General features: G+C 44.2%; 12 protein-coding genes. 11 read left to right on the top strand and 1 reads right to left on the bottom strand.

The annotated features are described in order from the left end of the window. Nucleotides 1-415: 415 nt before the first annotated feature. The 5 genes from FFM80_RS01235 to FFM80_RS01215 all read left to right on the top strand — a co-directional run bounded on the left by FFM80_RS01235 (nt 416) and on the right by FFM80_RS01215 (nt 5901). Entirely contained in the window at nt 416-2449 is a 2034-nt protein-coding gene (locus FFM80_RS01235) for an alpha-L-rhamnosidase-related protein (RefSeq protein ID WP_137639156.1), read from the top strand. Between the two features lie 54 nt (nt 2450-2503). After that, nucleotides 2504-3502, top strand: a complete 999-nt coding sequence (locus FFM80_RS01230) for a LacI family DNA-binding transcriptional regulator (protein WP_137639155.1) — start codon at nt 2504-2506, stop codon at nt 3500-3502. Nucleotides 3503-3742: 240 nt separating this feature from the next. Beyond that, on the top strand, nt 3743-4207 hold the full coding sequence (locus tag FFM80_RS01225) for a Panacea domain-containing protein (RefSeq protein ID WP_307722447.1): 465 nt from the start codon (nt 3743-3745) through the stop codon (nt 4205-4207). Next, nucleotides 4207-4731 (top strand): hypothetical protein, encoded by a 525-nt coding sequence (locus FFM80_RS01220; protein ID WP_137639154.1) that lies wholly within the window; start codon nt 4207-4209, stop codon nt 4729-4731. The genes FFM80_RS01225 and FFM80_RS01220 overlap by 1 nt, the downstream gene beginning before the upstream one ends. Nucleotides 4732-4872: 141 nt before the next feature. After that, nucleotides 4873-5901 carry an aldose epimerase family protein gene (locus FFM80_RS01215; protein ID WP_137639153.1) on the top strand — a complete coding sequence of 343 codons (1029 nt, stop codon included), beginning with the start codon at nt 4873-4875 and terminating at the stop codon, nt 5899-5901. A 96-nt stretch (nt 5902-5997) separates the two neighbouring features. On the opposite strand, the gene FFM80_RS01210 is transcribed toward FFM80_RS01215, so the two are convergent. Next, nucleotides 5998-7458: a sugar porter family MFS transporter gene (locus FFM80_RS01210; protein ID WP_137639152.1), complete on the bottom strand. Its 1461-nt coding sequence runs from the start codon at nt 7456-7458 to the stop codon at nt 5998-6000. Nucleotides 7459-7750: 292 nt separating this feature from the next. Here FFM80_RS01210 and FFM80_RS01205 point away from each other — a divergent pair, with 292 nt between their 5' ends. From FFM80_RS01205 to FFM80_RS01180, 6 genes are all read left to right on the top strand, one after another. Next, nucleotides 7751-8917 carry a galactokinase gene (locus FFM80_RS01205; protein ID WP_137639151.1) on the top strand — a complete coding sequence of 389 codons (1167 nt, stop codon included), beginning with the start codon at nt 7751-7753 and terminating at the stop codon, nt 8915-8917. 574 nt (nt 8918-9491) lie between these two features. Beyond that, on the top strand, nt 9492-10496 hold the full coding sequence (gene galE / locus FFM80_RS01200) for a UDP-glucose 4-epimerase GalE (RefSeq protein ID WP_137639150.1): 1005 nt from the start codon (nt 9492-9494) through the stop codon (nt 10494-10496). Further along, nucleotides 10496-11962 (top strand): UDP-glucose--hexose-1-phosphate uridylyltransferase, encoded by a 1467-nt coding sequence (locus FFM80_RS01195; RefSeq protein ID WP_137639149.1) that lies wholly within the window; start codon nt 10496-10498, stop codon nt 11960-11962. The genes galE and FFM80_RS01195 overlap by 1 nt, the downstream gene beginning before the upstream one ends. Nucleotides 11963-11980: 18 nt before the next feature. Next, nucleotides 11981-12982, top strand: a complete 1002-nt coding sequence (locus FFM80_RS01190; protein ID WP_137639148.1) for a LacI family DNA-binding transcriptional regulator — start codon at nt 11981-11983, stop codon at nt 12980-12982. Nucleotides 12983-13654: 672 nt separating this feature from the next. Beyond that, the gene (locus FFM80_RS01185; protein ID WP_137639147.1) at nt 13655-15046 is read left to right on the top strand and encodes an FAD-dependent oxidoreductase; all 1392 of its coding nucleotides are present in this window, start codon (nt 13655-13657) and stop codon (nt 15044-15046) included. A 12-nt stretch (nt 15047-15058) separates the two neighbouring features. After that, on the top strand, nt 15059-15559 hold the full coding sequence (locus FFM80_RS01180; RefSeq protein ID WP_171001007.1) for an LURP-one-related/scramblase family protein: 501 nt from the start codon (nt 15059-15061) through the stop codon (nt 15557-15559). Nucleotides 15560-15612: the final 53 nt, after the last annotated feature.

Raw genomic sequence — 15612 nt, 5'->3', positions numbered from 1 at the left:
TGGCCTTAGTGCGAGTGGGCTACTCGGACTTAGGCCAAGGTCATTTTTGAAGACCGTTTTTTGGCTTCAAAATGACCCATGGCGTTCCAGCATTTTAGGAACCAACCGGCAGGCGGCAATTTTAACTACTAACACCAAGCACACAGGCTTTAATCCAGTTAATCACTAAATGTATTCGCCTTCATTTTAATGTTTAGTAAATGACCCGCGCGGTACTAATCAATTACAAACAAATGTTAGCTAGTAACCTGTGATGCGGGATTAACTCATTTATTAAAGCGCTATCAATTAATCCCTCAGTACTAATAATAACCGGAATTTTTGATTTGTCTATGATTATTTAGTAAATATTGACAATTTACTAAATAAGAGTTTTAATGATTTTGAAAGCGATACCACATTAGGAGGAAAACTCATGACACAAACACAATGGATTTGGTACCCTGGTGATTTTGAAATCTACCAAGGAATGAAACAAAATTTTGATCGCGAAGAACGCGGCTTTTTCTGGCCGGCTTATTGGTATACGCCAGGCTGGAATCATAACGTGGTCTTCAGTAAGACTTATCAGATTACGGCGCCGACTCATTTTACCGTTCAAGGTCACGGTCGAGGGAACGTGGTGATTAATCTCCCAGTTGCCGGTCAGACGGACCCCCAACAAATTAAGCACCCCTTTAATACCGATATTGTTTGTCCAGTCGGTAATGTCAAGATTGAAGTGATTGTTGGGAATCTTTCTGGTTTACCATCCGCCTTTATTCAAGGCGACGTGATTCACTCAGACGCGAGCTGGCTAGCAACTAATTACTTGGGCGACCCACTACCCGTTGGCGCTAACAAGTACTTTACCCGCGCGGATCAAAACCCAATGACTTTTGAATATAGTCATCGGCTGTTACAACCATTGGCAATTAAAGTCGTTAATGGCGGGACACTGCTCGACTTTGGTCATGACTATACCGCAGTGACACAGGTGGCCTTCAAGCAGGGCTTCAAGCCATTAATAATTTGTTATGGTGAAAGCGAAACTGAAGCGTTGGACGTTGAGATGACCTATATGAAGCAAACTTTAGATCAAGGTCAGTCCGATTTTGGTAGCTATCAGGCGGACACTTATCGGACAAAGTTGCGGGCTTTCCGCTATCTCTTTGTCCCCGGTGAACCTAACTTAGATCAAGTTGCTACGATTACGGCCGATTATCAATATGTTGATTTCCCAGCGATTAGTCACTTTAAGTCTTCTGATCAGGAACTAGATGAGATTTGGAAGATCTCAGATCGGACATTACGGTTATGTTCAGGTCTATTTATTATTGACGGTGCCAAACGTGATCGTTGGATTTGGGCGGGCGATGCTTATCAAAGCTACTATATGAATCAGTATGATTTCTTCGATAAAGGCTTAGTTGAACGAACGATGCTGGCCTTACGTGGCAATCTGGATATTAAGCAACATTTGGATACCATCATTGATTATTCGATGTACTGGATTATTGGCGTCGAACAATATTATCAAACGTTTGCTGACAAGACCTTTTTAAAGGCGATCTATCCGAAAGTAGAATCGTTGATGCGCTACTGCATGGCGCAAACGAATGATTTAGGCTTTATCTACGGGCGTAAAGGTGATTGGGTCTATGTTGATTGGGCTGATATCGATTATGATGGTACGGTTTCTGCGGAACAAATGTTGTTAGCCCGGTCTTACCAAGCGATGAGTCATATTCAAAGTATTCTAGGGATTGAAAGTACGGAGTTTGAATCGAAATTTACAGACTTAAAACGCAATATTTGGCAATATTTCTGGGATGCTGAAAAGGGTGCGTTTATTGACAGCTACGAATCTGGTAAGCACCATGTGACACGGCATGCTAATATCTTTGCCGTCTTGTTTGACTACACGACGACTGCCGAAACTAAACAAATTATTAATAACGTTTTATTAAATGATGAGATTACGGCCATTAATACGCCTTACTTCAAATTCTGGGAACTCGAAGTTTTCGCTAAGCTGGGAATGTTTGATAATTTGAAGGATCAGATTAAGTCATACTGGGGTGGGATGCTTCAACACGGTGCGACGACCTTCTGGGAATATTTCGATCCAAACGAAACCAAGCCAGCGGAATACGCCATGTATGGCGATAAGTTCGGGAAGAGTCTCTGCCATGCTTGGGGTTCTAGTCCGTTGTACTTGTTAGGTCGCTATGTGATGGGCCTCCAGCCGACTAAGCCAGGTTATGCCACCTTTGAAGTTGCGCCCCATACGGACTGGTTTACAGATTTAGACTGTACCTTACCAATTGCAGACGGTACAATTAACATAACGATTAGTGATGGCACGTTAACGGTTCAGGCTACTCAAGCCGGAGGAACGTTGAACTATGCTGGCCAACAGTTAGTATTGCCTGCTAACCAACCAGTTTCAGTACCAGTGGAAGCATAGTGACAGCAATCCTTTCATATGGCTAATGAGAAAATGTGAAGGGATGAGATTTAAATGGCCACAATTCAGGATATTGCTAGTAAGGCTCAGGTGTCACCAAGTACGGTGTCACGGGTATTGAACTATGACAAGAGTTTAGCGGTGACGACTGAGACTCGGCAACGTATCTTTGAGATTGCTGAGGATCTGCACTATCAGAAAAGTAAGAAGAAGCCGAAGAAAAAGGCGGTTAAACGAATTGCGTTGTTGCAATGGCATTCACTTGAGGCTGAGTTAAATGATTTGTTCTATATGCAAGTTCAACATGGGAGTGTTGTTGAAGCAACGGCGCAAAAGTTTGAAACCATCGTAGCGACCACGGATAGTGCGTTACCAGAATTTGACCGCTCTGTTCAGGGGATCGTTGCGATTGGCCGCTTTGATCGCGATGAACTACGCCAGTTCAAAGCGTTAAGGTTGCCATTAGTTGTGGTTGCCACGAATTCATTGACGGAAGCCATTGATTGTGTGAACGGCGATTATGCGACGCCAACTAAAATGATCATTGAACATTTTATTGATCAGGGAATTCAAGATATTGGGTTATTAGTTGGTAGTGAAACGACGAATGGTAATAAACAACCCTTGCATGATGCGCGAACGGGCACGTATATGCGCGAATTAAAGGATTTAGATTTATTCAACGCTGACTTCTTATTCCAAGGTGAATTCACTCCTGAATCTGGATATGCGTTGATGCAACAAGCTATAAAAAAACTGGGCGATCGTTTACCGCATGCTTTTTTGGTTGGCAACGATGCGATGGGAGTGGGTGCTTTGCGAGCTTTGCAGGAAGCCAAGCTTGCAGTGCCCCAACGAGTTAGCATTATTGGTTTCAATGATAGCTTGGTGGCAACCTATACGAATCCACAGTTAAGTACGGTTCATGCCTACAGTGAAGAGATGGGTAAATTAGCCATTGACCAATTAATTCGTCGCATGCAAGATCCGGAGCGTTTACCGCGTATGGTGACGTTACCATCGAAGATTATCTATCGAGAAAGTTCAGTTTAAGGTTAAATAGTGTGTAAAAATCCCAACTAAGATGGTTTTTATCAAATTATCTTAGTTGGGATTTGATTATTGTTAGGTGATTTGTATGTGTAGGAGTTATTGGTTGCTTTAGACTTACTTAGCCAGTAGTATACCTGTTGATACCAAAAAAGATACTGTAAATTTACGTAAATTATATCTAATCGTTACAATTTAATGGTATTCTGAATTTAGAGTTATAACGTTAAAAGGAGGGGTATAATGACGATGCAATATACGGCTGACCAGGTTGCCGATTGGTATTTAGCTCGGGATAGTATGTCACCGAAGAAACTGCAGAAGTTGCTTTACTATGCATATGCATGGGTCTTGACCCTGACGAATGAAGATGATCATCATTTGGATAATCAGTTATTTAATGATCATTTTGAAGCCTGGGTACATGGCCCAGTTTTACCAGAAATTTATCATAAGTATCGCGAATATGGTTATCACAATATTCCCAAACAAGTTAATGTACCGCAATTTTCAGATGAAGTTGAAGATATTTTGCAGCAAGTCTGGGAAGAATATGGTAGTTATACTGCTGATGAATTGGAAAGTATTACGCATCAAGAAAAGCCTTGGCAAATGGCACGTCAGGGAATATCACCTTTAAATGCCAGCTCCAAAGAGCTTAGTGACCAGGCTATTTTTGATTACTATATGGCTCAGTCGGCGGTTTAATGGCAAGAAAAGTTGCGAATCGGAAAAAACCGCATGGAATGGTCAAAAATAACACGGGTAGTGGGTTAGTCGAAAAACTTTTCATTGATTTTAATCACTATCCTAATTGGACCCATGCATATGTTGGACGCAAGTTTACTAATGCATTGTCGAATGAACATGAGGCTGCGCAACATTTTTTCTTCTTGATCAACGAATTTTTTGGTGATATTGAAGCAAATATTAAGCCAATTTTAGCTAATAATCAAAGACATTGCCACCGTTTGACAGATGTAGAGCGTGAACTGGCGTTAAAAGTGATAGGAAAATTACATCCTAATGTCAAGTTAGATGAGGAGTCAAACATTTGGCAATTAGCCGCGAAGCGTAGTTCTGGTATTCGGGTTATTGGTGTCATTGTGACTGAACAGCTCTATTATTTTTATCCATTGTTTATTGATCATCATCACCTCTTGTTGCCATCAAAAAAGTACAATCAACGTGACTATAAGAAATATAACTTTTTACCACAAGAGTCTTGGTAGTTGACCGCTCAAAAGGAACTGATCCTTTTAGCGGTCGATTTTTTGTTGAATTTAAACGGATGCAAAAGTAAAAATTTACTAAATAAGATAAATTTATCTGCTATAATGAAAACGGTTTATTAAACACGGAGGTGTCCTACAGTGGAAACAAAAACAAGTGATTTTGGCGCAGTCGACGGCCAACCGGTGACACGCTATACCTTAATTAATGATCAACAGACTCGTATTTCAGTTCTTAGTTATGGGGGGACTTGGCAAGAATTTGTTGTCAATGAAGATGGCGTTGAAAAGCCGTTAATCTGGAGTCTTGATAGTATGGCCGATTACCAGCGTGTCGGCTTTTGCTTGTGCCAATCGATCGGTCGGGTCGCTGGTCGAATCGGCGGCGCCCAATTCAATATCGATGGACAGACATATCATGTGGATATGAATGAGAAGACACATTCCTTACACGGGGGTGCGCATGGTTTTAATACGTTACATTTTGCGGGTGAATTGAGTCAAACTGCTGATAGTGCTAGTGTGACGTTGCGTCGTCATATTGACCATACTGAGGATAATTACCCGGGAAATTTAGACGTGCAGATTAAGTTCACGTTAACGAATGATAATCGGGTGTCGATTGCCTTTACGGGTGATACGGATGCGGCTACTTTATTTAATCCGACTAATCATGTGTACTGGAACACGACTGATGACCGGACGAGCTTAGCACAACAATGGTTACAGATTCATAGTGCGACTCATTTGGAATTTAATGACACGAAGATCCCGACTGGTAAACGATTTTCTGTTAAAGACACGGCGTATGATTTCAATTATCCGCAACCAGTACAAGATTCACTTAACCAATTAAAAGTGGAAACGGATAAGATCGAATTCGATGATGCTTATGAAGTCACACCAAGCGCTGATCAACCAATTGCGAGTGTTGGTGATTTAGCCGGTAAACGTCGAGTTGATTTGTATTCAGATCGGAATAGTCTGATTATTTATACGGCTAATCCATTTGATCAGGATCAACAAAATCAACATCATTACAATGCCTTAGCAACGGAAGCACAAACGTTGCCCGATGCCATTAATCATACTGGCTTTGGGGATATTGTGTTACGTCCTGGCCAGCCGGTCACGCAGACGATTAGTTATCAATATCAAGCTTTAAAGTAACCGAATAAGGCAAAAAGTTAGGGCCACAGCAATTGCTGTGGCCCTAACTGTACCTAATAATTACTATTATAATAGCACAAATTTCTAATCATGACATTACTTTTGTTCCGATTTCTTATGCGTGGGCAGCTGAGCTTGGGTTTCGTTTTGACTTTGGGTCAAGTTGACGGTCGTCTCAGTTGCTTTAGCGTGATCTTTTGGCCAGAAGAAGGTTTCGATTTCTTCCAAGGTCTTGTCCTTAGTCTCAGGGACGAAGAAGTGGACCCCCACAAAGATAATGATATTCATTATGGCAAAGAAGATGAAGGTGTTGCGACCGCCCCAAGCACTTAACATGACCGGTGTGAATTGACCAACAGCCCAGTTAGCACCCCATAAGAAGACGGTACAAATTCCAGAAGCCCGGGCCCGCAAGTAAGTTGGGAAGAGTTCGGGAATCATGATCCATGGAATCGGACCCATGGAGATGGCAAATGAAATAACGAATCCAAATAGACTGACTAGGAGCAAGGTTCCATTACCGGTCGCAAAAGCATACGCAATAGCGGCGGACCAAGCGGTTAATAAGACCGCGCCAATCATTAAGAGCTTTTTACGCCCAGCGCGATCAATCATTAAGGTTGCGCCAATCGTGGCAACCATATTGACAACGCCAATCCCAGCGGTAGCCATAAATTCAGAGTTACCACCAAAGCCGGCTGTTTGAAAAATCTGGGGACCGTAATACATAATCACGTTCATTCCGGCTGCTTGATTACAGAAAGCTAAGAAAATCCCAATAAGTAAGGCGCGTCGTAAACCTGGTTGGAATAATTTAGCTAGAGTTGAGTTACGGTCACGCCGAATCGCCGTGGCGATTTCAGTCATTTCATGTTGTGCGCCAGTTTGACCGTTGATTTTGACTAAGATGTTAAATCCCTGTTCAACTTTCGTATGTTGAATCAGCCAACGCGGACTTTCAGGGGCAACGACTAAGGCAATGAAGAAGAGTAAAGCCGGAACCGCGCCAATGCCAAGCATCCAGCGCCAACCAGTAACTTCGCCCCAGTGATAGCCACCCTGGTTCACGATTAGAAGATTCACAAAGTAAGTTAAGGCAATCCCAATCGTGGTCAAAAGCTGATATAAGGAAGATAACGTGCCACGAATCGCCGCGGGGGCCACTTCGGAAATGTAAGTGGTGGCTAATGAGGAGGCTAACCCGATCCCAATCCCACCAATGATCCGGGCGCCAACTAATTCGGCTGGAGTATGGGTCATGGCTGAAAGTAAGGCCGCGATAAAGAATAAGCCCGCGCCCCACATTAAGATCATGCGCCGACCAAAGCGATCACTTAAGAACCCTGAAAAGGCAACCCCGATAACCCCGCCAATCATAATACTTGAGGTAATGAAGCCTTGTGCAGCCGGTGAGAGATGATAGAGCGTCTTTAAAAAGCCAATGGCCCCTGAGATACAAGCAGTATCGTAACCATATAGTAAGCCCGCCATCCCGGCGGCGAGTGAGATTAAGATGACGTAGAATTTACGGCGGGTATTTTTCTCCGTTGATGTCATAGTTAAATCCTCCTAAATAAGGTAACTGTTTTTGTTGTTTGTTTACTAAAGTTTACTTAAAGCAGTTTAGTTCAAGGTGTAACGGATTGTCAAGCGCTTTCTTTACGTATTTAACCTGACTCAAGTGACATTAATGATGGAAAATGTTAAGTTGACACGGATTTGGGCCGATAAAAATAAGTTGATAAAATGAAAACGATTAAAACGTATTGACGCGAACCATGAAAAGGCTTATATTTATGTCAGTAAAACTTTTAGTAAAACAGCTAAAAAACAAACGGAGGCTCTATTTATGAAAACCAGCGACTTAAAACAAGAATTTAAAGCAATCTTTGATAGCGAACCAGAACGGGTCTTCTTCTCGCCCGGCCGGATCAACTTAATTGGTGAGCATACGGATTATAATGGTGGGCACGTTTTCCCATGTGCGATTACGATTGGGACTTACGGCGTCTATAAAGCTCGTCAAGATTCGACGGTTCGGATGTATTCCGCTAATATCGCTGATCAAGGGATTGTTACCTTTGATATCAATGATTTAAGTTATGACAAGGCCGCTGGTTGGACTAATTATCCTAAAGGGATGATGGACGAGCTAGTTAAGACGGGTGTGACTTTCGACCATGGCTTTGACTTATACGTCCATGGGAACATGCCTGATGGTGCCGGGTTATCATCGTCAGCGTCGATTGAACTATTAACGGGGATTGTGCTAAAGACCGCCTTTAACTTGAAGGTTAGTCAATTGGATCTCGTCAAAATTGGCCAAAAGTGTGAAAACAACTATGTCGGTGTTAATTCAGGCATCATGGATCAATTTGCAGTTGGTATGGGTAAAAAAGACCAAGCAATTTTACTAGATACCAATACGATGGATTATTCATATGCGCCAGTTAAGCTCGGCAACCACGTTATTGTGATTATGAATACGAATAAACGACGGGAATTAGCTGATTCAAAGTACAACGAACGGCGCTCCGAATGTGAAGAAGCCTTACGTCGGTTACAGACAAAACTGGATATTAAATCATTAGGTGATTTAGATGAACACCAATTTGATGAAGCAGCTTACCTCATTAATGATGAAACCTTAATCAAACGTGCCCGCCATGCTGTTTTCGAGAACCAACGTGCGATTCGCGCAACGAAAGCTTTAGCCGCGGATGATTTGACGACTTTTGGCACGTTAGTTACGGCGTCACATGTGTCGTTACATTTTGACTATGAAGTAACTGGTAAAGAGCTTGATACGTTAGCCGAAAGCGCTTGGCAACAACCAGGGGTCTTAGGTGCCCGGATGACCGGTGCTGGTTTTGGCGGTTGTGCGATTGCGATTGTGCAAAAAGACCAAGTTGACGCTTTTAAGGAAAACGTTGGGCAAGCTTACCGTAATGCGATTGGGTATGACGCTAGCTTTTATATCGCTGAAATTGCGGATGGCCCACGGGAACTCGCTTAGAGTGTGAGGTGAAGCGGGTTGGGGTCGAGCATTGCCTAGTATCTAGAATGACTCGGTGATTTTCCGAGTCGTTCTAGATGCGTAGCAAGCGGAGTCCCCAGCTTTGCCAAGCACGTTTCGGCAAACTAAATAGAAACAAACATGTTTGGTACTAGTTGGATTAGGGTGCCACTCTGGTTGGGCCAGAATCGGCTGGAACGTGGTGGCCACGTTTTCGAGCCATAGTGCGGTCTCGAAAGCCGGGCTTTATCTAAGTCGGAAAACCACGACTAAGATAAACGACACCACTGAGCCAATTCTGGCCCGCCCGGCGTTAGTTAGTCGATATTTATAAAATGTTCAATCAACAAATTTAGCCGAGCCGTTGGGTCCTAAAATGCTCAGCCATGGCGTTCCAGTGTTTTAGGAACCAACCGGCAGGCGGCAATTTCAACTAGCATCAGGTACACCATTGTAGATGGGTTGCGCCTTTGAAACAGAGAGATTTTGCAAAGGTAGCGCAAGTAGCAGTGTAGAAGCCAGCTACTTTAAAAGATAAACATAAAACAAACAAAAAATCAGGAGGAACTAAAAAATGGCAGTTTTAGTACTAGGTGGCGCCGGTTATATTGGGTCACATGCAGTTGATCGATTAATTTCAAAGGGTTATGACGTGGCCGTCGTTGATAATTTGGTTACCGGTCATCGGGCCGCAGTCAATGCTAAAGCGCGGTTTTATGAAGGTGATGTGCGCGATAGTGACTTTTTGAATTCGGTATTCGATCAAGAAGACATTGAAGGGGTAATTCATTTCGCTGCTTTCTCAGTAGTTCCGGAATCAATGAAGAAGCCGTTAAAGTATTTCGATAATAATACGGCTGGGATGATTAACTTGCTAGAAGTGATGCATGCGCATGACGTTAAGCGGATTGTCTTCTCATCAACCGCCGCAACGTATGGCGAACCTAAACAAATTCCGATTAAGGAAACTGATCCGCAAGTGCCAACCAATCCTTACGGTGAAAGTAAATTAGCGATGGAAAAGATCATGCATTGGTCGGATGTCGCCTACGGAATTAAATTCGTGGCCTTACGTTACTTTAACGTTGCTGGTGCCAAGCCGGATGGCAGTATTGGTGAAGATCACCATCCCGAGACCCACTTAGTGCCAATTATCCTTCAAGTGGCGGCTGGTGAACGCGACCAATTGCAAATTTTTGGTGACGACTATCCAACTCCTGATGGTACCAACGTTCGTGACTATGTCCATGTGGTTGACTTAGCCGATGCCCATATCTTAGCGTTGACTTACTTGAAACAAGGTCATGATAGTGATGCCTTTAACTTAGGTTCTTCAACTGGTTTCTCAAACAAACAGATGCTAGATGCGGCCCGTGAAGTCACCGGTCAGCCGATTCCAGCGGTAATGGCCCCACGGCGGGCTGGTGACCCTAGTACGTTAGTGGCGGCTAGTGATAAAGCCCGCACCGTGTTAGGTTGGGACCCACAGTTCGATGATGTTAAAGAAATTATCAAGACTGCTTGGAACTGGAAACAGACTCATCCTAAAGGCTACAACGATCGAGGAGGCCAAGCTTAATGACAACTGTTGATCAATTTGTGCAGGCTGTGTTGGCGTCACCATCGCCCTACACTGGCTTAGATCAAATCTATGTCCACAATCGCATTTTAGCGCTGGTCGGTGACGATAATCCAGTTACTGCTGTCGATGACCAACTGACGAGCTTAACGGATGCGTTAGTCCAAACGGCGCTCACTAATGGCAAGATTGAAGACACGCCATCTGATCGCGATATTTTAGCTGATCAGTTGATGGACTTAGTCACGCCATTGCCATCAGCGTTAAATCAGACGTTTTGGAACAAGTATCAGACAAGTCCGCAAGCGGCGACGGATTATTTCTACCACTTAAGTAAGGCCAATGACTACATCAAGACGCGGGCGATTGCTAAAAACGTGGTCTTCCCAGCGACGACGGACTTTGGTGATTTAGAAATCACCATCAACTTATCGAAGCCAGAAAAGGACCCGAAAGCCATTGCGGCGGCGCGTAATCAACCGCAAGACGGCTATCCACTTTGCCAGCTTTGCATGGAGAATGAAGGTTACTTAGGACGCTTAGGTTATCCTGCCCGCAGTAATCATCGGATTATTCGTTTGACGCTTGGTGGTGAAACTTGGGGGTTCCAATATTCGCCGTATGCTTACTTCAATGAACATTCGATCTTCTTGGACCAAGTTCATCGGCCAATGGTGATCAATCGTCAGACGTTTAGTAACTTGCTCGAAATCGTGAAGCAGTTCCCACATTACTTTGTTGGTAGTAATGCCGATCTCCCGATTGTAGGTGGCTCGATGTTGTCACATGAACATTACCAGGGTGGCCGCCATGTTTTTCCAATGATGAAAGCGCCGATTGCTCGTCAGCTGGATTTAGGGATTGCTGGGGTTGAAGCCGGAATTGTCAAATGGCCGATGTCGACGATTCGCTTGACGAGTACCGACCAAGTTGCCTTGTTGGATGCGGCTACTAAGATCCATAACGTTTGGATGGATTATTCTGATGAAAGCGTGGCTGTCAGAGCTTATACTGATAATGTCCGGCATCACACCACGACCCCGATTGCCCGGAAAGTTGGCGATCAGTATGTCTTAGACCTTGTTTTGCGGGATAATCAAACGTCCACGCAATATCCGGATGGCATCTTCCATCCACATCAGGACGTCCAACATATTAAGAAAGAAAATATCGGCTTGATTGAAGTCATGGGTCGCGCGATTTTACCAGCGCGGTTGAAGACGGAACTTCAAGAGGTTGCAAAATATCTCTTAGGCCGTCATAATCAAATGGTAGCGATGCACCAACCATGGGCAGACGCGATTAAAGCGAAGACTAATATCACCGCGGACAACGTTGATGCGGTGATCGACCGTGAAGTTGGCCAAGTCTTTGCGCGCGTCTTAGCTGATGCCGGGGTCTTCAAGTGGGATGCCGCTGGTGAAGCCGCATTCAACCGGTTTGTGGCCGCGGTTAAAGCAGACTAAATCAAGGGGGCCAAATCAATGGCGACAACTTTAAAAGATATCGCAAAGGAAGTCGGGGTTTCGCTGGCGACGGTCTCGCGCGTCTTAAATTATGATCAATCGTTATCGGTTGGCGATGAGACCCGGCAACGGATCTTCACCGTTGCGGATAACTTACAATATTCAAAGAATAAACGGCATACTAACCCGTCTGTCGCCAAGAAAAAGTTGGCGATTGTGCAATGGTATTCTGAATCCAAAGAACAAGATGACTTGTACTATATGTCGATTCGAATGGGAATTGAACGTCAAGGTCAAGCCAAACAGTTTGAAGTAACGCGGATTTTCCAGAGTGATACGGGTCAGCTGGATGCCGATGTCGATGCAATCATTGCGGTCGGTAAGTTTAGCCCGCAACAAGTCGATGCTATGGCGGCGTTGACGGATAAGTTGGTCTTTGTTGATAACGATCAGTTTGCAGCCGGTTTTGACAGTGTTTTGACGGATTTTAAATTGGCGACGGAACACGTTGTTGACTACTTCTGGCATCAGGGTATTCAAGATATTGGCCTAATTCACGGGATAGAAACGACGACTGACCATGCGTTACAAGTACCGGATCAACGGTTGCTTAGTTTCAAGCTGGCAATGGATAAGCGCCATGCGTATAATCCAAAAGCTGTTTTTCAAGGCGACTATACGAGTCAGTCCGGCTTTTTAATGATGAAGCGCGCGATTGAAACGTTAGGTAAAGATTTACCACGCGCGTTCTTTATTGCCAATGATCCAATGGCCGCTGGAGCGTTAAAAGCGTTGCAGTCCGCAGGTATTAAGGTGCCGGAACAAGTTAAATTGTTTAGCTTTAATAATACTTCGTTAGCAACTTTTGTTTATCCGGAGTTGAGTTCGGTGAATGTCGAAACGGAGTTAATGGGTGAAACGGCGGTCAACCTGATCGTCAATCGCCTACAGACAGGCCGTAAAGCCCCCCAACGCGTGGAATTAGGTACTAGCCTAGTGGAACGTGATAGCACTAAATAACTCGATTAATTACAACTACTGTCAAAATTTGACGGTAGTTTTTTTATTAGTTGCCACTCTGGTTGGGCCAGAATCGGCTGGAACGTGGTGGCCACGTTTGTGAGCCGAAGAGCGGTCTCACAAGCCGGGCTTTGACTAACCCGGAAAAATCACCGGCTAAGTCAAACGACACCACTGAGCCAATTCTGGCCCGCCCGTCGTTAATTAGTCGACATTTATAAAATGTTCAATCAACAAGTCTAGCCGAGCCGTTGGTTCCTAAAATGCTCAGCCGTGTCGTTGGCCTTAGTGCGAGTGGTCTGCTTGGAACTTAGGCCAAGGCCAATTTTGGAGACCGTACTTTGGCTTCAAAATGGCCCATGGCGTTCCAGTGTTTTAGGAACCAACCGGCAGGCGGCAAGTTAGGCTGGTACTAGAAGTTGAAAGATTGTTAGTTCAGCTTACTAAAGTGAGGGCGGTAGTGCTTGAGTTGCGATTGGTGACACTAATTGTTCAAAATGGGCTAGCTGTTATAATTAGTAAGTAAATCGTGCAAGATATACTTTTAGAATGTCGAGGTTTGGTGTTACACTGGAAGATAATTATGACGTAGTGAACGCGTCGTTAAAAGTGTTAGTCATTAATAATTTTTAATGATAACTATACATACTAAAAATAAACGAGGGTTGACTCATGAAGATTGTGATTGTTGGGAGTACGCATGCGGGGACTGCAGCCGCGAAACAAATTTTGAAGCGCCATCCAGAAACGGACGTCACGGTGTATGAGCGTAACGATAATATTTCGTTTGTCTCAAGTGGGATTTATTTGTATTTAACGGGGAAAATTGATCGCTTAGAGGATATGTTCTATGCGTCACCAGAAGACTTAGTCAAGATGGGCGCAACTGTCCGGCTTAAGCATAATGTGCTACGGATCGATACGAAGACGAAAACGTTGCAAGTCGCTGATATGCAGACCGGGAAAGTCTTTAATGATACTTACGACAAGTTGATTATGGCGACCGGTTCATCTGTGGCCGTGCCGCCAATTATTGGGATTGATCAGACGAATGTCCTGTTATGTAAAAACTATAAACAGGCCCAGGCCATCTATGCGAGTGCCAAGGAGCATCACCATATTGCGGTGATTGGTGCGGGTTATATGGGGACGGAATTAGCCGAAAGTTATGCCGAAACTAATCATGAAGTGTCGTTATTTCAGTCGCATGATCAGATCCTAAATAACTATATTGGGCCAGAATTATCTAACAAAGCCACCCAGTTATTGAAAGACCATGGTGTGCATTTACACATGGAAGAGCGGGTTACGAGCTTTGATACGGCGGATGATGGTCAGGTCATCATCGAATCATCGGGTGGTAATTATCGGGCAGACTTGGCAATTGTCTGTACTGGATTTGTCCCGAATACGGACTTGTTGCGCAAACAAGTCAAGATGGACCGACATGGCGCGCTTATTATTAACGATTATGTGCAGACCTCTGACCCTGATATCTATGCGGCTGGCGATGCATGTGTCGTCAACTTCAATCCGACCGGGACGCCGGCCTATACGCCGTTAGCGACGAATGCATTACGGCAAGGAGCGTTGGCCGGTATCAATGTTTTCGGTGATATTCAGCCCTATATGGGGACCCAGGCGACTTCGGCAATGAAGTTATTTGACTACACGTTGGCGACCACGGGATTAACGTACGTTGCCGCCAAGCGCGACAAGATGCCGATTCGCCATGTCGTCTTTGACGGCCCCTATCGGCCAACTTACATGCCGAATCCGACCGAGTTATTGATCGATTTAGTGTATAACTATGAAAATCGGCAGTTGCTGGGGGCACAATTCTGGAGTAAACATGATGTGTCGCAATCTGCAAATACGATGTCGGTCATGATTCAAAATGGTAATACCATTGATGACTTGGCTTATGTCGATATGCTGTTCCAGCCGAATTTCGATGAACCGTTTAATTATTTAAATCAGGTCGGTCAACAGGCGGTGGAGCAAGAATTACAACTAGGCAACGACCAGCCACGGGTCACCGCGACTGGTAATTGGCAAAACTAGCGGAGGGTAATGATGCGACAACTTTATCTCAATCAAAAGGTCTGGTCTGTGCGCGAAAAGTTTGCGGTTTTAGATCATCAAGATCATCCCGTCTATCAGGCGGTTGGTAGCTTGTTTAAGATACCAAAACACTTTGATATCTTAGATTTACATGATCACATTGTGGCCACCGTAATCAAGCAGCCGTTTTCCTGGTTACCACGCTTTTATTTAAAGATTGGAGACCAGCAAGTGGCGACGATTCAAAAACGGTTTACTTTTTTCAAGCCGCGTTATGATTTAGTCGCGGCCGGTTTAACGGTGACGGGAGACTTTTGGGACATGAATTTTGATGTCAGTCGAAAGGGTCAGTTAGTCGGTCGGGTGGCGAAACGCTGGTTCAGTATCGGCGATAAGTATGAGATGACGATTCAGGATTCAGCTGATGAATTGTTGATCGTTGGACTGGTCATTGCGATTGATTATGTCAAACGGGTTGAAGCCGCCGCTGCCAGCAGTTCTGCTAGTAATTGAAATTAAAATTTATGGGTGCTGATAATCAAATCAGTGTCTTTTTTGTACGGTCA

It is taken from the genome of Lactiplantibacillus dongliensis (assembly GCF_005405105.1).
Taxonomy (GTDB): Bacteria; Bacillota; Bacilli; order Lactobacillales; family Lactobacillaceae; genus Lactiplantibacillus; species Lactiplantibacillus dongliensis.
The sequence above is the reverse complement of the archived record's forward strand: the minus strand, read 5'-3'. Positions and strand labels throughout refer to the sequence as shown.

Excerpts from the sequence above, each read along its gene's own strand:
- FFM80_RS01235 (WP_137639156.1), top strand. The coding sequence starts at position 416 with ATGACACAAACACAATGGATTTGGTACCCTGGTGATTTTGAAATCTAC.
- FFM80_RS01230 (WP_137639155.1), top strand. The coding sequence starts at position 2,504 with ATGGCCACAATTCAGGATATTGCTAGTAAGGCTCAGGTGTCACCAAGT.
- FFM80_RS01225 (WP_307722447.1), top strand. The coding sequence starts at position 3,743 with ATGACGATGCAATATACGGCTGACCAGGTTGCCGATTGGTATTTAGCT.
- FFM80_RS01220 (WP_137639154.1), top strand. The coding sequence starts at position 4,207 with ATGGCAAGAAAAGTTGCGAATCGGAAAAAACCGCATGGAATGGTCAAA.
- FFM80_RS01210 (WP_137639152.1), bottom strand. The coding sequence starts at position 7,458 with ATGACATCAACGGAGAAAAATACCCGCCGTAAATTCTACGTCATCTTA.
- FFM80_RS01205 (WP_137639151.1), top strand. The coding sequence starts at position 7,751 with ATGAAAACCAGCGACTTAAAACAAGAATTTAAAGCAATCTTTGATAGC.
- galE (WP_137639150.1), top strand. The coding sequence starts at position 9,492 with ATGGCAGTTTTAGTACTAGGTGGCGCCGGTTATATTGGGTCACATGCA.
- FFM80_RS01195 (WP_137639149.1), top strand. The coding sequence starts at position 10,496 with ATGACAACTGTTGATCAATTTGTGCAGGCTGTGTTGGCGTCACCATCG.
- FFM80_RS01190 (WP_137639148.1), top strand. The coding sequence starts at position 11,981 with ATGGCGACAACTTTAAAAGATATCGCAAAGGAAGTCGGGGTTTCGCTG.
- FFM80_RS01185 (WP_137639147.1), top strand. The coding sequence starts at position 13,655 with ATGAAGATTGTGATTGTTGGGAGTACGCATGCGGGGACTGCAGCCGCG.
- FFM80_RS01180 (WP_171001007.1), top strand. The coding sequence starts at position 15,059 with ATGCGACAACTTTATCTCAATCAAAAGGTCTGGTCTGTGCGCGAAAAG.